The 22,389-nt window shown below is 30.3% G+C and carries 21 protein-coding genes and 1 other annotated feature; of the genes, 5 read left to right on the top strand and 16 right to left on the bottom strand.

From position 1 onward, the window contains the following. The first annotated feature begins 244 nt into the window (after positions 1-244). Positions 245-1,063 (top strand): hypothetical protein, encoded by an 819-nt coding sequence (locus OW730_RS18605; RefSeq protein ID WP_271225555.1) that lies wholly within the window; start codon positions 245-247, stop codon positions 1,061-1,063. 41 nt (positions 1,064-1,104) lie between these two features. Here OW730_RS18605 and OW730_RS18610 read toward each other — a convergent pair whose 3' ends face one another. The 10 genes from OW730_RS18610 to OW730_RS18655 form a co-directional block, all read right to left on the bottom strand. Further along, positions 1,105-1,581 carry a GNAT family N-acetyltransferase gene (locus OW730_RS18610; RefSeq protein WP_271225556.1) on the bottom strand — a complete coding sequence of 159 codons (477 nt, stop codon included), beginning with the start codon at positions 1,579-1,581 and terminating at the stop codon, positions 1,105-1,107. 192 nt (positions 1,582-1,773) lie between these two features. Then, entirely contained in the window at positions 1,774-2,385 is a 612-nt protein-coding gene (locus OW730_RS18615) for a hypothetical protein (RefSeq protein WP_271225557.1), read from the bottom strand. A gap of 312 nt (positions 2,386-2,697) precedes the next feature. After that, entirely contained in the window at positions 2,698-4,077 is a 1,380-nt protein-coding gene (argH, locus tag OW730_RS18620; RefSeq protein ID WP_271225558.1) for an argininosuccinate lyase, read from the bottom strand. 55 nt (positions 4,078-4,132) lie between these two features. Next, complete coding sequence (locus OW730_RS18625) at positions 4,133-5,311, bottom strand: aspartate aminotransferase family protein (protein WP_271225559.1); 1,179 nt, start codon at positions 5,309-5,311, stop codon at positions 4,133-4,135. After that, complete coding sequence (gene argB, locus OW730_RS18630; protein ID WP_442945448.1) at positions 5,293-6,183, bottom strand: acetylglutamate kinase; 891 nt, start codon at positions 6,181-6,183, stop codon at positions 5,293-5,295. Before argB ends, OW730_RS18625 begins: the two co-directional genes overlap by 19 nt. 31 nt (positions 6,184-6,214) lie before the next feature. Further along, positions 6,215-9,376, bottom strand: a complete 3,162-nt coding sequence (carB, locus tag OW730_RS18635) for a carbamoyl-phosphate synthase (glutamine-hydrolyzing) large subunit (protein WP_271229596.1) — start codon at positions 9,374-9,376, stop codon at positions 6,215-6,217. A gap of 13 nt (positions 9,377-9,389) precedes the next feature. After that, the gene (gene carA, locus OW730_RS18640; protein ID WP_271225561.1) at positions 9,390-10,475 is read right to left on the bottom strand and encodes a glutamine-hydrolyzing carbamoyl-phosphate synthase small subunit; all 1,086 of its coding nucleotides are present in this window, start codon (positions 10,473-10,475) and stop codon (positions 9,390-9,392) included. Between the two features lie 34 nt (positions 10,476-10,509). Next, positions 10,510-11,736: a bifunctional glutamate N-acetyltransferase/amino-acid acetyltransferase ArgJ gene (argJ, locus tag OW730_RS18645; protein WP_271225562.1), complete on the bottom strand. Its 1,227-nt coding sequence runs from the start codon at positions 11,734-11,736 to the stop codon at positions 10,510-10,512. A 12-nt stretch (positions 11,737-11,748) separates the two neighbouring features. Next, on the bottom strand, positions 11,749-12,786 hold the full coding sequence (gene argC, locus OW730_RS18650; protein WP_271225563.1) for an N-acetyl-gamma-glutamyl-phosphate reductase: 1,038 nt from the start codon (positions 12,784-12,786) through the stop codon (positions 11,749-11,751). Between the two features lie 18 nt (positions 12,787-12,804). Continuing rightward, the gene (locus OW730_RS18655; RefSeq protein WP_271225564.1) at positions 12,805-14,007 is read right to left on the bottom strand and encodes an argininosuccinate synthase; all 1,203 of its coding nucleotides are present in this window, start codon (positions 14,005-14,007) and stop codon (positions 12,805-12,807) included. A gap of 111 nt (positions 14,008-14,118) precedes the next feature. After that, positions 14,119-14,380: a binding site (T-box leader), on the bottom strand. A gap of 391 nt (positions 14,381-14,771) precedes the next feature. On the opposite strand from OW730_RS18655, the gene OW730_RS18660 reads away from it, so the two are divergent. Both OW730_RS18660 and OW730_RS18665 read left to right on the top strand, forming a co-directional pair. Then, a complete protein-coding gene (locus OW730_RS18660; protein WP_271225565.1) occupies positions 14,772-15,242 on the top strand; it encodes a GNAT family N-acetyltransferase in 471 nt (156 codons plus the stop codon). Beyond that, complete coding sequence (locus OW730_RS18665; protein ID WP_271225566.1) at positions 15,243-15,986, top strand: phosphotransferase; 744 nt, start codon at positions 15,243-15,245, stop codon at positions 15,984-15,986. 122 nt (positions 15,987-16,108) lie between these two features. Here OW730_RS18665 and OW730_RS18670 read toward each other — a convergent pair whose 3' ends face one another. Genes OW730_RS18670 through yedE form a run of 3 tightly spaced genes read right to left on the bottom strand, consistent with a single transcriptional unit; the run spans position 16,109 to position 17,612 of the window. Next, positions 16,109-16,345 carry a DUF3343 domain-containing protein gene (locus OW730_RS18670; RefSeq protein ID WP_271225567.1) on the bottom strand — a complete coding sequence of 79 codons (237 nt, stop codon included), beginning with the start codon at positions 16,343-16,345 and terminating at the stop codon, positions 16,109-16,111. Between the two features lie 3 nt (positions 16,346-16,348). Further along, positions 16,349-16,555 carry a sulfurtransferase TusA family protein gene (locus OW730_RS18675; RefSeq protein WP_271225568.1) on the bottom strand — a complete coding sequence of 69 codons (207 nt, stop codon included), beginning with the start codon at positions 16,553-16,555 and terminating at the stop codon, positions 16,349-16,351. Next, complete coding sequence (yedE, locus tag OW730_RS18680) at positions 16,536-17,612, bottom strand: YedE family putative selenium transporter (RefSeq protein WP_271225569.1); 1,077 nt, start codon at positions 17,610-17,612, stop codon at positions 16,536-16,538. Before yedE ends, OW730_RS18675 begins: the two co-directional genes overlap by 20 nt. 392 nt (positions 17,613-18,004) lie before the next feature. Between yedE and OW730_RS18685 the strand changes: the two genes are divergently transcribed. Continuing rightward, positions 18,005-19,255 carry an MFS transporter gene (locus OW730_RS18685; RefSeq protein WP_271225570.1) on the top strand — a complete coding sequence of 417 codons (1,251 nt, stop codon included), beginning with the start codon at positions 18,005-18,007 and terminating at the stop codon, positions 19,253-19,255. 86 nt (positions 19,256-19,341) lie between these two features. Here OW730_RS18685 and OW730_RS18690 read toward each other — a convergent pair whose 3' ends face one another. From OW730_RS18690 to OW730_RS18700, 3 genes are all read right to left on the bottom strand, one after another. Next, positions 19,342-19,902, bottom strand: a complete 561-nt coding sequence (locus OW730_RS18690) for a cysteine hydrolase family protein (RefSeq protein ID WP_271225571.1) — start codon at positions 19,900-19,902, stop codon at positions 19,342-19,344. Between the two features lie 68 nt (positions 19,903-19,970). Continuing rightward, complete coding sequence (locus OW730_RS18695) at positions 19,971-20,834, bottom strand: alpha/beta hydrolase (protein ID WP_271225572.1); 864 nt, start codon at positions 20,832-20,834, stop codon at positions 19,971-19,973. Positions 20,835-20,988: 154 nt separating this feature from the next. Then, the gene (locus tag OW730_RS18700) at positions 20,989-21,336 is read right to left on the bottom strand and encodes a four-helix bundle copper-binding protein (protein ID WP_271225573.1); all 348 of its coding nucleotides are present in this window, start codon (positions 21,334-21,336) and stop codon (positions 20,989-20,991) included. Between the two features lie 164 nt (positions 21,337-21,500). On the opposite strand from OW730_RS18700, the gene OW730_RS18705 reads away from it, so the two are divergent. After that, positions 21,501-22,259, top strand: a complete 759-nt coding sequence (locus OW730_RS18705) for a sulfite exporter TauE/SafE family protein (protein WP_271225574.1) — start codon at positions 21,501-21,503, stop codon at positions 22,257-22,259. The last annotated feature ends 130 nt before the right edge of the window (positions 22,260-22,389 follow it).

A 22,389-nucleotide genomic window follows, 5' to 3' on the forward strand; every position in this document is an offset into this window, starting at 1 on the left:
ATAAGCATATTCATGTAAAGACATATCTCAACTTTTACTTATGATTCGGTAATTGTTTATACTTTAATATGTATTATCTATAGTGTTTCCCTAGCATTGTAATTTAATATGTAAAAACTCTCAAAGAGTCCACTTTACACACTCATTATTTTAGTATAAAATTTAATTAATTACATTATTTGTAATTTACTCAACTCCTTACAAATAATAAAGTAACTATTTTTCTCTAAAAGGAGACTATTTAATGAAAAATAAATTAGCATTCATAATGATAATAATAATTTTTGTACTTTCAGGCTGTGATACATATTCAAGAGTAGGCGGAAAGCATCTACATTTGCAATCTAATAATAAGGAGTTATTCTGGTTCAATGGTATACATTGTAATGACCCAGAACATAGAATGTTTGATGATATTAAGAAAGAATTTTCCTCCTTTAATCCTGATCTAGTATTAGTTGAAGGAGGCGCAAATAAGCAAAGTTATAGCAGCGAAAAGAATGCCATATTACATGGAGGAGAACCTGCTTTTGTTAGTTATATTTCAAGAGAAAAACATATCAAAATTGAAAATATTGAGCCTAGTAACTCAAAAACATTTAAATACTTACTTAGTAAATATGATCATGATGATGTTTTAGCTATGTTAATATTAAGACAGATAAACCAAACTCAAAGAGAAGCCAAAAATACTGAAATTGATTTTGAAAAATATTATATAAGTTTCTTAAATCATCTTGTTGAGGAAGGGTTTCCTCTTGAAAAAGAAATACAAGATATAGAGGATATTTCGAACTTTCTAAGTCCCTATATAGGATTTAAATTAACAAATAATACTTGGGGAAAAATTAAGGCTAAAAAAATAGTGTATTTTGATGATGGTACTGTTCATGATATATGGAAAGATACAATTATTTTTAGAGATGATCATGTAGTAAAATTAATTGAAAGTAAATTAAAAGAATATGATAAGATTTTTGTTATGATGGGATTTGACCATGCAAAAAACCAACAAAAACGATTAAAATCAATATTTGATGCTTTAAATCCTTCAAAAGAATAAAAAAGAGTATTGCATTTGAATTTGCACTACTCTTTTTTAATCTATAAATTCTTAACCATTATAAGACACGGATTCTCTTTACCCCATATTTCTTTTATCTCCTGCAATGGTGTAAATCCTGTTTTAAGATAAAACTCTCTAGTCTTAGCATAGTTCTTATCTGGATGTGATTCTCCTAATGTTTTAACCATAAGAAACTTAACGCCCTTTTCTTTAAGGTACTGCTCACCTTCACTTAATAATTTCTTACCAATTCCCATGTTATGATATTCCTTAAATACACCTGTAACATATAATTCAGCTGTATATTGATTATTAAAAATAAAACTAATAAAACCGAGCGGCTTGTCCACCCCTTCTTCATAAGCTCCAAAGAACTCCCCATCTTTAACACCCTCATTATATTCTTCAATAGATTCTTCTATTCCAAACCATTCAGGCAAAGCTCTCAAAACATTGTTACATATTTCTTTTCTTTCAATATAATTATCTAATCTTTTAATTTTAATTTTAGTCACTCCCCTTATTAACCTATTAATTTTTATATACATATTATAACAAAAATCATTTCTATGAAATATCTTTTTAAATCATAACTTATTCACAGATTCATGAAGTTATATTTCATATAAATAAAAAAAGTCATGAGGAAAATATTCTCATAACTTTTGATATTAACTCAACCTTATCAATTAATAAAATACATTTCATTAACTAATCCATGTCATCTTGCATTCTTCCACTTCCCACTTATCATCTTTCTTTACGCCTTCAAAGTAAAAACCAATTGCACCTAATCCTGAACGCCATTTACTCCCTTCAAAGGAAACTGATTCTATAGAATTAGAACTATATCTATCTATTTCAAACAAAATTCCTTCCTCAAAATACAAGTCTTTAACATAACCTTCATCCTGTAATTCTTCAAAACTCATGTCTAACATAGTTACATTATACTTCTCTTGAATATAATCAAATAATTCACTTTTATCCTCTTCACTAAAATCTTTGAAAGTTTTTGTATTTATACTAACATAATTAATATCAGAATTTAGAGCTTCATCTATTTCCCACACTGCATCAAATGCTAATGCATAGATTTTTGATTTTTCAGTTTTTAAATAACTTTCTTCATTATTATCCTCATTTTCAGTATTTTCTTGATTATTCTCCTCATTTAACTTATTCTCTTCATTATTATTCTCATTTGATGATTGAACTGTACTTTCTTTCGTATTTCTCCCCATATTCTCCTTAGTACAGCCTGTAAATAGTAACCCTAAACATAATATGAATGATAAAAAAACAACTATTTTTTTCATAAAAATCACCTACCTTTCTAAAAATAATACGATTTATAATTCGAAAAGACACTAATTGTATACAAAAATTCTTTATTTTTGAAAATCATAGTTTTGAATGTTCTCAATAATAATATAATTTTTTGTCTTGTATTATTAAATTCACATAACAAAAAAAGCCATGAAATAACTATTCCCATGACTTTTTTATTGAATCCAGCTTATCAATTCTTACATATTTTATTAATTAAGAAATCCAAAGCCTTTTATATTCTCTCAATACCCATTTATTATTTTTCTTTTCTATTTTTAAAAAAAGCCTATTGCCTTTACTTAAAATTCCTCTTCAAAAAACTCTTCACCATTTTTAATCATTTCCATAACATTAGCTTTAGATGTTGATCCTATTGATACTTTTGATTCAATACAATTTTCAATTTTTATCTTTTCTAAAATATCTTCAGTAAAACTATCTGAGAAACTCCTAAATTCCTCTAATGATAAATCATCTATATTTTTATTATTTTCAATACAGAATAATACCATCTTTCCAACAATCTCATGAGATGTTCTAAAAGGCACACCTTTTTTAGTTAGATAATCAGCAACATCTGTGGCATTCATAAATCCACTTTTAGTTGCTTTTCTCATATTTTCTTTTTTGAACTTAGTGGTAACCACCATTTCCTTAAATATTTTCAGAGAGATTTTAATATTATCAACTGTATCAAATAATGGAATTTTATCTTCCTGCATATCCTTATTATAAGCTAAAGGAAGAGCTTTCATCATAGTTAAAATATTCATTAGATTACCGTATATTCTTCCAGTCTTTCCTCTAATAAGTTCTGCAATATCAGGATTTTTCTTCTGTGGCATTATACTGCTTCCTGTACTATAACTATCATCTAGTTCAATAAAATCAAACTCAGCTGAATTCCAGATAATTATTTCTTCACAAATTCTGCTTAGATGCATACTGATTATCGAAGCTGCACTTATGAATTCAATAATAAAATCCCTGTCACTAACTGCATCCAAAGAGTTCTCACAAATATTTGCAAACCTAAGTTGTTCAGCTAAAAAGTCTCTATCTGTATTATAAGTCGTTCCTGCTAATGCACCTGCTCCAAGTGGCAGATAGTCCATTCTCTCTAAACAATCTTCAAGTCTGGTATAATCCCTTCTAAACATATTGAAATAAGCCATAATATGATATGCTACAGTTATTGGTTGTGCTCTTTGAAGATGAGTGTATCCTGGCATTATTGTATCTACATGTTCTTTACTCATTTCAAGTATTGCATATAAAAGATTTTTTAATAATATTAATATGTTATTTATTTCTTCTTTTAAGTATAATCTTATATCAACAGCAACCTGATCATTTCTACTTCTTGCAGTATGAAGCTTCTTACCAACTTCACCAATCTTATCTGTTAGTATTTTTTCAATATTCATATGAATATCTTCATATTCCAATTTAAATTCAATTTTACCTTCTTCTATTTCCTTAAGAATTTCTTCTAAACCTTCAATAATTTTATCTGCTTCTTCATTGGTCAATATACCGCACTTGCTAAGCATCTTACCATGAGCTATACTTCCCATAATATCCTGCTTATATAGCTTTTGATCAAATTCAATTGATGCATTAAATTCATCAACTATAGATGCTGTTGATTTAGAAAATCTTCCTCCCCAAAGCTTCATTGTTTTACTTCTCCTCTCTTAATATGAATAATTAATATTAGCATTTGTAATATCTTTATTTATAATTCGTCAAATCAAATAAGACATCATTTAGAATTTTTACGCCTTGATCTAACTCTTCATAAGAAACATTAAGCGGTGGAAGTAATCTTAAAACATTCTTTCCTGCGCCAATAACAAGAAATTTATATTCAAAGCATTTACTAATTATCTTTTTGATGTCTATATTAACCTTTAATCCTATAAGAAGTCCCTTTCCTGTAATATTATCTATAAATGAGTAAGTTTCTTTTAAAGCTTTTAACTTATTTTTTAAGTACTCACCTTTTTTATCTACTTCCTTTAATATATTCCCTTCAAATAATTCATTAATAACTGTTAAAGAAACAGCACATGCTAATGGATTACCTCCAAAGGTACTTCCATGATCTCCTGGAGAAATTACATCAGCAGCCTTTTCATTTGCAATAACTGCTCCTATAGGAAATCCTCCACCTAATCCTTTAGCTGAACATATTATATCCGGTGTAACACCAAATTTCTGGTATGCAAATAAAGTTCCTAATCTACCTATTCCACATTGAACTTCATCAAATATTAAAAGAGCATCATTATCATCACAAAGCTTCCTTAACTCTTCTAAAAAGTCTTTTTCCGCATCAATTATTCCACCTTCACCTTGAATAGGTTCTATTATCACTGCACATGTATTGCAGTCAATCTTCTCTTTAATATCATCAATATTATTAAATTCAGCTTCAACTGTTCCCCCAATAAGAGGTTTAAAGGAGTTTTGATATTTTGGTTGTCCTGTGATTGATAAGGCTCCCATTGTTCTACCGTGAAATGAGTTTTTCATATAAATAATTTTATTCTTATCTTCTCCCCCATTTACCTTACCGTATTTTCTTGCAACTTTTATTGCTCCCTCTACAGCTTCTGTTCCACTATTACAGAAAAACACCTTTTGATGATCGCTTAAAGAAGTAAGCTTTTCAGCAAGAGCGTTCTGCTTATCGTTATAATATAGGTTTGAAATATGAATTAGCTTTTCCCCTTGTTCTAGTAAAGTTTTAGAAATGGCAGGATGACTATGACCTAAACAATTTACTGCTACTCCTGAAACAAAGTCAAGATACTCATATCCTTTTTTATCATATAACTTTGTCCCTTTCCCCTTTATAAACTCAACATCAAATCTATTATAAGTATTCATTAAATTGCTTTCTGCCATTCTGTTTCTCCTCCTTTCAAAGTTGTAGAATTATTCTCTTCATAAAACATATGAGTTATTAACGAGTGCTTTCTTCTACCATATATTAAGTTAACTTCTTTAGTCCCATTACTAATTGCTTCTATACAGCACTCCATCTTTGGTATCATTCCACCTTTTATGATACCTTCACTTATATACTCTTTTATTTCATCAATGGTGATTGATTGGATAATTGAATTTTTATCATTTATATCTAAATATACCCCTTCTACATCAGTCATAAGAATCAGCTTTTCTGCATTAATAGCTGAGCTAATAGCTGAAGCTGCATAATCAGCATTAATATTATAAACTTCTCCTTTATCATCAAATCCAACAGGTGAAATAATTGGTACACATCCTATTTCTAAAAGCCCTTGCAAGAAGCTAATATTAATACTTTTTACTTCTCCAACATACCCTATATCTATTGCCTCACTATTGTTACAAATTATTTTTTTCTTTACAGAAATTAAATTACCATCACGTCCACTTATTCCTATAGCGTTAATTTTTAATGATGAAAGAATTCCTGATAGTTCCTTATTTACTTGACCAGATAAAATCATTTCAACAATTTCCATGGTATCCTTATCTGTAACCCTAAGTCCATTTTTAAACTTACTTTCAATATTTACCTTCTTTAAAAAATCTGATATATTAGGTCCTCCACCATGAACAATTATCACATTTACACCTATATTTTTTAATGAAGCTACATCCTCAAGAAAGGCAAGCTTACATTCTTCATCCTTCATTATGCTTCCACCATATTTAATTACAATGGTTTTCCCAACATACTTCTTTATATCTTTTTTAATAAGTTCATTTGATACTAGGTTATACCCCATATTCATATAATACACCCGCCTTTCTCTAAATCTATAAGCTTATATATTCACAAAGAGATTTATAACTTACTTTCTCATTCTTTTCTTTTACCTTTATTGCTTTTGCAAATACTTTAGCAGTATCTATTGAAGTAAACACTGGAATATTAAATTCTGCAGCTTTTCTTCTTATCTTAAATCCATCTGTTGTAATGTCATCACCTTGGGTAGGAGTGTTAATTATAATATCAATCTTTGATTTTAATATAAGTTCCATAAGTTCTTTTGTATCTAATTCTGTACATTCAATTTCTTTATTCTTTAATAACTCAGAGGTTCCACTGGATGCAAAGATATTGAATCCCATTTCATAGTATTCTTTAATTATCTTTGCTCCTTCTATTTTATTGACTTCATCTAAAGAAACATAAATATTCCCTTTGCTTGGTATCTTGATACCGCATGCTTCAAACCCTTTATATACTGCTGTTTCAAACTCCTCATCTATTCCTAAGATTTCTCCAGTAGATTTCATCTCAGGCCCTAAGAATATATCTACATCGCTTAACTTTTCAGTTGAAAACACTGGAATCTTTACAGCGTAAAAATTCTTATTTTTTAATAAGCCCGTACCATACGAAGCTTCTGCTAATTTTTGTCCAAGCATAGCCTCTACAGCTAGTTTTACCATTGGAACATTTGTTATCTTGCTTAATATTGGTACAGTTCTTGAAGCTCTTGGATTTACCTCAATAACATAAATATCTTTTCCATCATAGACATACTGAATATTAACAAGTCCTACAATATTTAAGTTAATGGCAATTTTTTCTGTATACTCTGTTAGCATCTCAATAACTTCTTCACGTAAGGTAATTGGCGGATATACAGTCATACTGTCTCCTGAGTGTATTCCTGTTCTTTCTATATGCTCCATTATTCCAGGAATTAAAATATTCTCTCCATCACATACAGCATCTACTTCTATCTCTGTTCCGCAAATATATTTATCTATAAGAACAGCACCTTCACTTGATAGATTTACAGCTTCATTCATATATTCAGTAAGATTATCTTTATGATATACAACCTTCATAGCTCTTCCACCAATAACATACGATGGTCTAACAACAACAGGATACCCAATTGCATCTGCAGCTTTATAAGCTTCTTCTATAGATTTCACTGAATATCCATTGGGTGATGGAATATTAAGTTCTTTTAGAAACTCTCCAAATTTATCTCTGTCTTCTGCTTTATCTATAGATTCATTTGAAGTACCAAGAATTTTAACTCCTGCTTCTTGAAGCTTATTAACTAAATTTATAGAAGTTTGTCCTCCAAACTGAACAATTACACCATATGGTTTTTCTTTTCTTATAATGTTTAAAACATCATCTATATATAAAGATTCAAAATAAAGTTTATCTGATGTATCAAAATCTGTACTTACTGTTTCTGGATTGTTGTTTATTATAACTGATTCAAATCCAGCCTCTTTTATTGCCCACACACCATGGACACAACAATAATCAAATTCTACTCCTTGTCCAATTCTTATTGGACCTGAACCTATTACGATAATTTTATTATCATCTGTAACATAACTTTCATCTTCCTCCTCATAACATGAATAGAAATAAGGAGTTTCTGCATCAAACTCACCGCTGCATGTATCAACCATTTTAAATACAGGATAAATATTATTTTCTTCTCTTATTTTTGTTATAACTTCTTTTTTTAAACCACATAAATACGATATTTCATCATCTGTAAAGCCCATTGTTTCTGCTTCTTTAATAATTTCAGCATTAATTTCACTGTTCATAAGAAGAAGTTCCATATTAACAATATTTTTAATTCCATATAAAAACCACTTATCTATTTTAGTTATTTCATGAAGTTCATCAATTTCAATCTTCTTTCTTATTGCCTCTGCTACAGCGAATATTCTATCTGCATCACAATTTTTAATCTTATCCTTTAACTCCTCATTGTTTAACTCTGAGAAGAAAGGTATTCTTATACCCGTATACTCTCCTTCCAGACTTGTTAAAGCTTTTAAAAGAGAGGCTTCAAAATTTCTTCCTATAGCCATAACTTCCCCAGTTGCTTTCATCTGTGTTCCTAAGTTTTTTGATGCCTTTTTAAATTTATCAAAAGGCCATTTTGGAATTTTCATAACAACATAATCAAGAGCTGGTTCAAAACAGGCACTTGAACACCCTGTAACATAGTTCTTTATTTGATCTAATGAATATCCTAAAGCAATTTTTGCTGCAAATTTAGCTATTGGATATCCAGTAGCCTTTGAGGCCAGTGCACTTGATCTGCTTACTCGTGGGTTTACTTCGATAACAATATAGTTATGACTTATAGGATCAAGGGCAAACTGTACATTACAACCTCCCTCAATCTTTAACTCTCTAATGATTTTAATAGCTGACTGTCTAAGCATTTGATATTCATAATTACTTAATGTCTGTGATGGAGCTACAACTATACTATCCCCTGTATGAACCCCTACTGGATCCAGATTCTCCATGTTACATACAATAATGCAGTTGTCTTTGCTATCTCTCATTACTTCATATTCAATTTCCTTCCAGCCTGCAACACTTTGTTCTAATAATATTTGTCCAATTGGACTTAAAGCTAATCCCTTTTCACAAATATTCTTGAAACTTTCAATATTCTCTGCAATTCCTCCTCCAGTACCTCCTAAGGTATATGCAGGTCTAATTATTATTGGAAACCCGTATTCATTTAAAAACTCCATACATTCTTCTATGTTTGAAGCTACTGTACTCATAGCTACTGGTTCACCAATTTCAATCATAAGTTCTTTAAATATTTCTCTATCTTCTGCCTTCTTTATTGCATCACTGTTTATCCCTAAAAGCTCAATCTTATATTTATCAAGTATTCCATTCTCTTTTAGTTTCATAGCAAGATTTAGTGCTGTTTGACCACCAAACCCTGCTAATATCCCATCAGGACTTTCTTTTTCAATTATTTGTACTGCACTCTCAAGGGTTAAAGGCTGTATATAAACTTTATCTGCAATATTACTATCTGTCATTATTGAAGCTGGGTTACTGTTTAAAAGAACTATTTCAACCCCTTCTTCTTTTATAGCTTTACAAGCCTGTGTTCCTGAATAATCAAATTCTGCTGCTTGCCCTATAATTATTGGACCTGAACCAATAATCATTACTTTTTTAATATTATTTTTCACCTTTTCCCCACCCCTCTTTCATATAATTTATAAACTTATCAAATAAATATGATGTATCTTCTGGACCTGGCGCTCCTTCTGGATGAAATTGAACTGAAAATACTGGTAAATACTCATGTTCAATTCCTTCCACTGTATCATCATTTAAGTTCTTGAATGTTTCAATCATTCCAGTACCTTTTAAGCTTTCACCTTGTACTGCATATCCGTGATTCTGAGATGTTATAAATGATTTATCTAGTTTTATATCAATAACTCCATGGTTTCCACCTCTATGTCCGAACTTCATTTTATATGTTTCTCCTCCAGCTGCTAGAGAAAGAATCTGATGTCCAAGACATATTCCAAATACAGGAAGTTTACTCATTATCTTTTTAACCATTTCAATTGCTTCTACTGCACATTTTGGGTCTCCAGGACCATTACTTAATAAGATCCCCTCTGGGTTAAGTGCCATAATAACTTCATAAGGCGTATTATAAGGAACTACAATTATTTCACAGTTTTTCTTCATAAGATTTCTTATTATATTTTTCTTAACACCAAAATCAACTAAAACAACTTTAGGGCCTGTTCCCTCTATTTTGCATATTCCCTTAACTCCAACTTCTTTCATCCAATCATCTTCACATCTCCAATTATCAAAATAATTTTTAATCTCTTCACTTTTTAATACCTTATTAGATATAATACATTTCATAGCTCCACTATTTCTTATCTTCTTTGTTAAGCTTCTTGTATCAATACCATAAACACCAACTATCTTTAAGTCTTTCATCATTTTATCTAGATTATTTTCACTCATAAAATTACTTGGTTTTTCACATAAAGATTTAATGATCAACCCTTTTGCATATGATTTTTTTGCTTCATTATAATTACTATTTACTCCGTAATTCCCTATTAACGGGTACGTCATAGTTATAATCTGTCCTGCATATGATGGATCTGTAAGTATTTCCTGATATCCTGTCATAGAAGTATTAAATACTAATTCTCCACATGATGTACCTTCAAACCCAAATCCTTTTCCTTCATAAACTGTACCGTCTTCAAGATATATTGCTCCATACATGTTCTCTCCCCCTCTTATCTTTTGTAATCCTTTCTTAAGTTCTATAACAACCGTTAATCTTTACGTAATCATATGTTAAGTCACAGCCCCATGCTGTTGCATTTTTATTTCCATCCTTTAAATCAACAATTACATTTACATATTCCTCTAATAATATTTCTTTAGCTAAAATCTCATCAAACGGAAGTCCCATACCGTCCTTTGCAACCTGAATTTCTCCTTTGCATCCTTTAATGAATATATCTACCTTTTCAGGATCAAAGTCAGCTCCTGAATATCCAATTGAACACATTATTCTTCCCCAGTTTGCATCTGCTCCAAAGAATGCACATTTAGTCAAATTAGATCTAATTATTGACTTTGCGCACAATTTCGAATTTTCAATATCTTTGCCATTTTTAACTGTAACCTCTAAAAGTTTTGTAGCTCCTTCTCCATCCTTAGCGATCATCTTTGCTAGTTCTTTATTAACAAAATCAAGCGCTTTTTTAAACTCAAAATATTTTTCATCTTCACTATCTATTAAAGTATTACCTGCACATTTATTTGCAAGAACCGCTGACATATCATTTGTACTTGTATCTCCATCTACTGAAATCATATTATATGAATCATCTACACTATTCTTAAAAGCTTTATTTAGCATTTCCTTTGTAATATTTGCATCAGTAACAATAAATGAAAGCATAGTTGCCATATTAGGATGTACCATCCCTGAACCCTTTGCAATACCGCTCATCATAACCTTCTTACCATCTATTTCAAACTCTACAGCTATACTTTTTGAAAATGTATCTGTTGTCTTTATTGCTACAGCTGCATCACTCCCCCCAGTTGGAGATATCATTGAACAACCTTTTTTAATTGCTGGTATAATCTTATCCATTGGGAGCTGAAGTCCTATTAAACCTGTAGATTGAACCAAAACCTCCTTTGGAGATAATCCAAGACATTCAGCAGCAGTTTCAGCCATTTTCATAGCATTTTCCATTCCCTGCTTTCCAGTACAAGAGTTAGCATTTCCACTATTTACAACTATAACCTGTATGTTATCATTCTTTATATTTTCCATATTAAGAAGTACTGGTGCTGCCTTAACTTTATTAGTAGTAAATACAGCCGCCCCAACAGCTTCAACCTTGCTATATATAACACATAAATCTTTCTTTCCACTTTTCTTTAATCCACCAGAAATTCCTGATGCTAAAAAATTTTGAACATCTGTTATTGTTTTATTTTCAAGTATTTTCATCTTTATCATTCCTCCCCATTTTTATGGAACCATTGAAATTAAATCTAGCCCCTTTGTCTCCTTCAAACCAAACATTATATTCATATTCTGTATTGCTTGTCCCGCTGCACCCTTCATTAAATTATCTATTGCTGAAACCACGATTATTCTTCCAGTTCTCTTATCAATTCTAAAAGATATATCACAAAAATTAGAATTCTTTACCCATCTTGTTTCAGGTAATTCTTTTGTCAATCTTATAAAGTTTTCATCTCCATAAATTGCTTTATATACTTGAAAAATTTCATTTTCTGAAAGCTTTTCTTTCAATTTTCCATAACATACAGAAAGTATTCCCCTATTCATAGGTACTAAATGAGGAGTGAAAGTTAATGTTATTTCACTGCCATTTAATATAGATAGTTCCTGTTCTATTTCAGGTGTATGTCTGTGTGACGCCACACCATATGCTTTTATTGATTCATTACACTCTGCATATAAAGTTTGAACTTTAGCTCCTCTACCTGCTCCTGAAACTCCTGATTTAGCATCTATCAATATGGAATCTTCCATGAGTAGATTATTTTTTAAAAGTGGAGCAAGTGCAAGGATACTTGCTGTAGGGTAACATCCTGGATTAGCAATTAACTTAGAATCTTTAATTTTATCTCTATTAAGTTCTGAAAGACCATATACAGCTTCTTTACTTAAATCAGGATATCTGTGATCTATCTTATACCATTCACTGAATATCTCCGTATCATTTATCCTGAAGTCAGCTCCTAAGTCAATAACCTTAACACCTGACTCAAGAGCCTTTTGAACAAACTCAAAGGATTTTCCATGAGGAAGAGCAGTAAATAGTATATCTATCTTTTTAATGCTCTTCTCCACTTCATTAATCTCAATGGAAATTTTATTAAGAAATTTATTAAAGTTTCTATAAATACTGCTAAATGCTTCTCCTCCATAGCTGTGAGATGCTAAAAATTCAATCTCAACTTCAGGATGATTATTTAATAACCATACAAGCTGCTGTCCTGCATATCCAGTTGCCCCAATAACTCCAACTTTTATCATTAATCTCTCCTTCTTTCATTAAAAATTATTTTTGAACTTATAAGCCTTTATTTTGCTAGGAAGTGCAAATAGATTTATAAATCCTTCTGCATCTTTATGATCATACAAGTCACTTGCTCCGAATGAAGAAATACCTTCATCATAAAGTGCATAAGGTGATTCCATTCCTGCTACCATGATATTTCCTTTATAAAGCTTTAATTTAACTGTTCCAGTTACAGTCTCTTGTGTCTTATCTATAAAGCCATCAAGTGCATCTTTTAAAGATGTAAACCATAACCCGTTGTAAACTAACTCAGCATATTTATGTGATATCATTTGCTTATACTGTAATGTATCTTTGTCTAAAGTTATATACTCAAGTTCTTTATGAGCTGCATATAATATTGTTCCTCCAGGAGTTTCATATACCCCTCTTGATTTCATTCCAACAAGACGATTTTCTACAATGTCAATAATACCTATTCCATTCTCTCCACCAATTTTATTTAATGTTTTAACAATCTCAACTGGTGATAATTCCTTGCCATTTATTTTTTTAGCCATACCCTTTTCAAAATATATTTCAACATATGATGCTTCATCTTTAGCCTTTTCAGGTGATACTGTCATGCAGTACATTTCAGATTTATGCTCATTTTTTAGTTCTTCTAAATCTCCACCTTCGTGACTAATATGCCATAGATTTTGATCTCTTGAGTAAATCTTTTCCTTAGTTACCGGAACTTCTATTCCTTTCTTATTTGCATAGTCAATAGCATCCTCTCTTGATTTTATATCCCATATTCTCCAAGGAGCTATTATTTTAATTGTTGGATCAATAGATGCAATACCTACTTCAAAACGAACCTGATCATTACCTTTTCCAGTACATCCATGACAAATATATTTTGCTCCTTCTTTATGAGCAATCTCTACAAGCTTTTTAGCCATCAAAGGTCTAGCAAAAGAAGTTCCTAATAAATATTTACCTTCATATACTGCGCCTGCTTTTATACCTTGATAAACATAATCTTCAATAAACTCTTCAATTAAATCCTCAATATAAACTTTAACAGCTCCTGATTTTAAAGCTTTTTCCTCAATCATCTTCATGTCTTCATCTTGTCCAACATTCATACATGCTGCTATTACATCAAAATCATAATTATCCTTTAACCATGCTGTTATTATTGATGTATCTAATCCTCCTGAATATGCTAATACAACTTTTTCTTTCATTTTTAAACACCTTTCCTTTCATTCATTTGTTTGTTTTTTATTTTTTCAATTAGATTTTTAATTTTTAGTAGAACTTGTTATTCTTTATAAAATAAAAAATCCGTCTCTAAAATTAGAGACGGATATATCCGCGGTGCCACTCTAGTTAACTAAAAAATAAACTTTTTTAGTTCTCTTAATATTTTAACGCTGTTAGCGGCACACCCTACTTGGCTAGTATAAATTTAGTTTATACTTGACTCTATAAAATCACTAGCTTTTCAAATAGCTTCTCCAAGGCTCTCTTCCTTTCCTATGGTCTACAAGGCTTCCACCATCCCCTGTTCTCTAAAAGACTGATATAAGAAAGTACTTTCCTCTTCATTGAATTTTCTATCATATTTATTTTTTATCATTATTCACTCTTTTGCATAATTATTCATTATATATGCATAACAACAGATTGAAGTGAATATTTAGCTTTATTTCTGCATATTTATGCACTTCATTAATAACGATTATATATAAAGTTAAAACTAAAGTCAATTAATTTTTATATTTTTTCTTTGTGTATATTTTGCCATATTATAATTAAACCTAATTATTTGGATTAATACTAAGTCCTTAACTTATTCCTATTTTGCTTATACCGACCCTCTTATGATTTATTTTCTTATCCCTGTTTATATTTATAATTTTCAAGTATATTGAAAATTATGTTATAATATACAAAACCATAATCTAATAAACACATTAAATTATTTAAGAAATATGGAGGAATTAATTTGAAAATTAAATTTAAGAAAGCAGCACTAACTGATGGAGCAAAATTACTTGAAATTCAAAAAAAATCATTTCAAGAGGCATTAGAACTATATAAAGATTATGATACTAATCCTATGTTTGAGAAACTAGAAAAAATTCAATATAAAATTGAAAACCATAATTATTATAAAATTATTTCTGATGGAAAAATTATTGGTGGAATACACGCTTATTCGAAAGGAGCTTTTCAATATTATATAAATAGATTATTCATTCATCCTGATTATGAGAATTTAGGGATAGGTAAAAAGGCTATGGTGTTTATTGAAAATCAATTTCCAGATGCCCGCATTTGGACTTTAGAAACTCCTCATAAAAGTCTTAAGAATCATTATTTTTATGAAAACCTTGGATATATTAGAACTGGACAAGTTGAAGAAATCAATGAGAACTTAAAGTTAATTTATTTTAAAAAGGAGATGAAAATTTAAATGGAATTGGATAAAGTAATTGGTACTGGGGCACAGGCTACAGTATACAGTTCTGAGAATTATGCTGTTAAATTATTTAAAGAAAATTATAATAAGACAGATGTATTTTATGAGGCATTGATTAATTCAATTATAGAGAATACTCAACTACGTGTTCCAAAAACTTATGAAGTGCTAAGTATTGACAATCAAATGGCAATAAAGATGGATTATATAAAAGGAGAATCTCTATTTAATTGTATTTTTAAAGATGAAGATAGTACTGAAGCTTATATGAAACAAATGATAAGAATACAGCTAGAGATCCACTCAAAAAGAGTCTACTTGCCATTTTTATTAAAAGATAAATTAAAAAATAAAATACAAGGGAATGAGAATTTAAGTATTGCTCATAAGGAAAATATGCTAACACTTTTAAATGATCTCCCAGAGGGGAATGAACTCTGCCATGGGGATTTTCATGGATATAATATTCTAGTTTGTGAAGGAGAATATTGGATAATTGATTGGATAGACTCCACCACCGGGTGTGCTGATGGGGATGCTTGTAGAACATATCTACTTTACTCTTTATATTTTCCAGAATTAGCTGAAATGTATTTGATGTTATATTGCAAAGAAACAGGCAAAGAAAAAGAAAGAATTCTAGCTTGGTTACCAGTACTTGCAGCAGCCCGCCTAAGTGAAAATATAGGCAATGAAGAAGAAAAACTAATGTCTATAATTAATGATACTATTAAATAAGTAGATAAAAATCATGTGTATTTTACTCATATTTCTAAAAAACAAACACTATTCTCAAAGTCAAAAAAGAGATTATAGAATTTAATCTATAATCTCTTCTTTATTTAATAATTAGATTTTTATTATTCTTCTTCATAAATTAATGTATATTCTTCACCATCTACCTTAAATAGTTTCTCAATATCTTCTGAAATTACCGAATTGATATCCTCTTCGAAGGTAAATTTAGCTCCTACTCCACAGTTTGAAGTTAACTTTCTTGGAACAGGCATAATTTTACAGGGGCATCCTTTACTCTTTAGAAATTTCTCATATTTAATAGCTCCTGTATAAGTGAAAAATAATGCAAAATATGTCATACTCTATTTCCTCGCGATGATTGTAACTTCATCTTCCTTTTCTATTAACTCTACTGTATATCCTGATCTTTTAATGAATCTTGGTACATTTGTCTTTGGTGCTCCGTTATCAACGATTATTTCAAATTCTTTTGGGTTTTCTGAAATAACATCTCTAGCCATCATAATTGGTTGTGGACAAGCTAGTCCTCTAGCATCTACTTGAATCAACTTTAGCATCCCCTTTCATCTTTACCTTAACTTTTTGAATATTGAAATATGAAATACCTAATAAAATAAATATTCCTATTATTACCGCAACCTTTCCATTTGCAGATGGGCCAGCTCCACTTGAAGCTAATGCAAAGTTATGACTAAGAGCTCCTCCTAATAACATACCCATTAAAGTAACTACAGAATCAATATTTCCTTCTCCAGATAAAACAAGTTGTCTAAGAGGACATCCACCTAATAATACACTTCCCCATCCAGCAACGAACATCCCTAAGAAGTTCCATAGCCCATCATTGTGAGCTGCTGGCTGCCCTACAAAACCAATATTCAGATTACCAAATACAGCGTTACCAATAAGTACGAAAACTAATATTGAAATGAATCCTGAGATTAAATATCCATCTTTAAAAAGGATTAAATCTCTGATTCCACCTACCATACAAAGTCTTGTTCTTTGTGCTAATATACCCGCAATTGCTCCTACACCTAAAGATATATATAATGGTGCATGTTTAGCCTTAAGTGTTACAAATGCTGGAGCAATAATAACCAATAAAGCAAGTCCCACACATATTATTGGAAATAAATATCCTTCTGATTTATTTAATTTATAAGTTCTTTTTAAACTGAAGCCTTTATTTAAGAAGATTATTCCACCAAAAATACCTGCTGCAAAACCTATAAGTCCTACAATTGCATTTAGGTCTCCTCCACCAAGTCTAAGTACCATTCTTAAAGGACATCCTAAGAATACTAATGCTCCTACCATTACAACAAATCCAAGTACAAATCTTATAAATGGTGATGATCCACCTTTAGTACTGAATTCTTTACCTATTATAGCCATAATAAATGCACCTAAAACGATACCAAGTATCTCAGGTCTGATATAGCTTAACTTTTCTACTGAATGAAGCCCTATGGCACCTGCAGTATCACGTATGAAACATGCAACGCATACTCCCATGTTTCCAGGGTTACCAAACCATACTAATAAAGCAGAGAGGAACCCTATAACCGCCCCTGCAAATATAATTCCTTTTTTATTACCCATAACTTTCTCCCTTCAAACCTATTTGTCTAGTGCATTACATACAATTTTTAACGCACTAAACTACACTCTAAATATATCAACATATAAGAGGAAAGTTAAATAGTTATTTCCAATAATACAATACTTATCTATTTATTATATATATGAATAATTGTTAGTAAACACCAAAATGTTTTTATGAACATAAATCTTTAATAACTATCATAAGTAACTTGATAGATCAGTATAAAAATAGTTATAATGTAATTATATACATATATGGAAATTAATTAAGGAGGGGATATTATGTTTGTACGTGGTCCCAACTAACGCCAATTAACCAGACCACCTCCATAGAATTATTGTTAAACAAATTAATTATTAACACTTAATTCTAACTGGAGGGAAGCAAAATGAATTTATCAGAAAAAGTATTGAAGAGAAATATTTTAAGCATCTATGGAATTACCATATTTCATAATTTAATTTTTGCTTATGTGATTGAGAGAGCCTTCTCATTATCAAGAGGAATGTCTATAGAAATGGTGGCATATACGGAAGTTATTTATAATTTTGTTGTTATTGCCCTGGAAATACCAAGTGGGTATCTTGCAGATATTTGGAGTAGAAAAAAGCTAATGATTCTTGCAGCCTTTTTAACATGTATTGAATTCTTGATTTTGATATTTGCCCATAACTTTTTCATGTTTGCTGTAGCTACAGTCGCTACAGGTATCGGAAAAGCTTTCAATAGTGGTGCAGAAAATGCAATCTTTTATGATACTCTAAAAAAACTAGGAGAAGAAGATTCTTTTCAAAAACATATGTCAAAACTAAGATTCATTGATTATACAACAGGTATCATTGCAGCTCTACTTGGAGCCTATATGGCTTACAAAACTAGCTACACTTTTAATTATGCTTTATCATTAATAAGTTGTGTACTTGCTTTTGTATGTACTTTATTTCTTTATGATGTTTCTGATTTTGAAAAACCTATTATGGAATTTTCACATAACAATAGAAGTTATAGCATTAATAAAAATGTTAAGGATATGAAAGAAGTCTTAAGTTTCTTTATTAAAAACTCTTATATATTATCAATAGCTTTAACTGGAGTTATAGCTGCTGTCATAACAGTTCAAATTGATGAATTCTACCAGATATATATTTTGGATATTGGATTTCCTGTGTATTTATTTGGTGTAGTTAGTCTATTTAGTTTAGGTGCCTGCAGTTTTGGTTCATTACTTTCATCAAAATCAGATAAGATTTTTTCAAAATTCAATGGGTATATAATGATCTTATGTGGACTTGTGATTAGTATTGTATTATTGATACTTTCACATAACTATCTTGTTGTAATACCACTTTTCCTATACTACCTGTGTTATTCAGTTTTGGAGCCTGTTGTACTTACTGAGATTCATAAGAATATAAAAGGAAAACTTAGAGCAACAACTGAATCATTCTACTCTTTAATGAGACGTGGGATGACAATGTTCATAGCTCTACCTTTTGGAATTATTGCAAATAGAATATCACTTAAAATTGGATTTGTATTTCTAGCTGTAGCACTGAGTTTAATGATTATAGTTCTTCTTATAATTGCTAATGTAAAAAATGAAAGAAATGAATATAAAAAAGTTACGTATAATAAATAAAATTACATGAGAAAAGGAGATTAGTTTAACTATCTCCTCTTCTCATATTTATAACACATTTGTGCTTATCTATTTTATTGACATAATTATAATCTTTGAATTGGATAGTAAAGATATAAAACCTTCTCTAAAACCTCTTCAGTACTAAGTACTCTTCCAAATCCTTGCAGTATACTATTATGATGCTTAACAGTTGTCTCACCATCAAGTACTTCATTGTCAAAAGTACTGTGTCCATCACTAACCAGTATGCTATCATATCCAAGACTAAAACTTCTCCTGAATGCAGTGTCAATACAATACTCTGTTTGCATACCAGCTATTATAAGTTCTTTAACACCTATGCTTTCAAGTATTTCATGCAGTCCTGTATCTTGAAATGAATCACAATTATATTTTTTTAAGCATTTTTCATTTGTTAAAGGTGCGATATCTTCATGAATCTCCCATCCTACAGTACCTTCTCTGAATAATTTTCCTTCAGTCATTGTATGTTGTATAAAGAAAATCGGAATATCCATCTCTCTCCCTTTTTCTAGTATACTCTTTATGTTTTTTAACATTTCTATACCATTATAAGGCTCGTACCCCTCAAACATAAACATTTCTTTCTGTACATCAATTATCAAAATTGCTTTTTTCCCCATATCTTTATCTCCTAATATTTATCTGATATATATCAATTATACTACAAACTCCCCCTAAAGAATAAAAATTATCCTTTTAGTTCTTCAAAAATTTCCTTCTGTGCCTGTTTACCTTCTGGTATATCGTAGAACATCCAAACATGGATCATTTTATCGTATTCAATAAAATTCATCTTTACCCCTTGTTTCTTTGCCAATTCTTCAAAGATGCAGCAATCTGGATATAAGATATCATGTGTTCCAATATAAACTGAAAGCTCTGGCAGTCCTTTAAAATCGCCATGTATTGGTGAAATATATGGATCATTTAAATCATAATCACCAGCATACTGTCTTCCACATTTCTTTACAAACTCTATACTTAACAATGGATCATCTGGTTCAATGTCAACCATTTTAGAATTCTCCCCTGAAACATCAAGAAAAGGTGAAAGTAAAATAATTTTGCTAGGCATCATTAATTTCATTTCCTTAATCTTGATGGATGTTGCAAGAGCCAATCCCCCACCAGCAGAGTCTCCCATAAGGATAATCTTTGTATTTTCATACTCTTCACTTAAGTATTTATACACCTTTATACTTTCATCTAGTGCGGCTGGATATGGATTCTCTGGAGCAACACTATAGTCAATAATCATAACTCTGATTCCACTTTCTCTAGCCATCTTTGTGCAAAATTTTATATGATTTATTGTCTGATGAAAGACATATCCTCCACCATGAAGATAGTATACAATGCTTTCTATCTTCATATCATCTGGGGTTATCATATAACAAACAACATCATTTACTATCCTTTTTTCTATTGTGCACCCTCTTTCAAAGAGTTTTTTATTACCTCTCCAAGCTCCCTTTGGTGCTGTTAATTCTAAGGAAACCATAGAACATATCTTTTTAAGAATTTTGCTCTGTATACTCTCTTTATATGCCATAAACAAACCGTCCTTAATAATATTGAGTGTATTATAACATTTCATTATTTTCTCTTCAATATATTTTATATAAATAGTATATGTATTAAAACAAAACATTTAATAAATAAAAAAGCTACTCCTAAAATAAGAATAGCTTCCCTTATAATATATTTTATAAACTCATATTTTCACAGTGTTCAGCGCAGTCTTTACATATTTCTGCACATTTTGGACAATGACTATCATTATGCATATTACAGTGCTTTTCACACTCTCTACAAATCTCTGCGCAAGCCTTGCATATTACTGAAGCATTTTTGCTTCCTCTGCTCATTGATCTTATCGCAATTGCACAAATATCAGTGCAATCTCTCAAACTCTCAATACAATCAATTCTATCCTTTACATCATCTTCTCTTAAACAAAGAGATAAACACTCTTCACAAGCTTGAAGACATAGTTTACAACTTTTTAAACATTGCAGCATATCTTCATTATGTATATTACCTACTACTGGCATATTTTCACTCCTTTTTTTAACTTAAAATATTTATGAGTCACTCTTATTATTCCTATAAAATATCTTATTATTATTTTCACTAATATTCTGTAAAAATTTCTTTATTATATAGTTAAAATACCCTATAATTACTTTAGACAAATTAATACGGAGAGTGAGAAAATATGACAATTATTTTTCTATGCATAGCAGGTTTTTTAGCAGCTTTTGTTGATTCTATTGCAGGTGGTGGCGGATTAATAAGCGTGCCTGCATATTATATGGCTGGATTACCATCTCACATGGCACTTGGAACAAATAAATTTTCTGCAACCTGCGCCTCATTAACAAGCTCAATTAAATATTTAAAAAGTGGACACACCAACAAAAAATTACTTAAATATGCGCTACCATTCACATTTATCGGTGCATGTATTGGTGTAACTACTGCATTACAAATTAATGAAAAAGCGCTAAGCAGTATAATCCTTGTAATGGTTATGATTATTGGTGTTTACTCTTTATTTTCAAAATCAGTTGGTATGAAGGAAAACCTTAAAACTGTAAATTCAAAAAGAATTATTCTATTAGTTATATTAGCAGTAACCTTGGGTTTTTATGATGGTTTTTTTGGACCGGGTACAGGCTCTTTCTTAATCTTTGGACTCATCCATATCTTTGGATTCGAATTCAAAAGAGCAGGAGCAAATGCTAGAGTTATGAATTTTGTAAGCAATATTGCATCACTTTTTCTTTATGCTATCAACATGAAAATTAATCTTTACTATGGTATACCTGTAGCAATTTTCAGCATACTAGGCGCTAGACTAGGAACATCATTCGCACTAAAGAAAGGTGCGAAAGTTATAAAACCTATTTTTGTTACTATGTCTCTTCTTTTATCACTTAAACTATTGTTGGTAGACGTCCTTAAACTTCTTTAAAAGAAATGTATAATGGATAATGAATGACATTTCACTACGTGAAATTTTAATCTTATTGGTAAACAAGTAAGAGGGTTTTACTCGCTTCATCTTTGATGAAACATTGTAATATAAAATACAATATTTTATC

Origin of the sequence: Oceanirhabdus sp. W0125-5, assembly GCF_027938815.1 — a bacterium.
In the GTDB taxonomy this organism is placed as follows: Bacteria; Bacillota; Clostridia; order Clostridiales; family Clostridiaceae; genus Oceanirhabdus.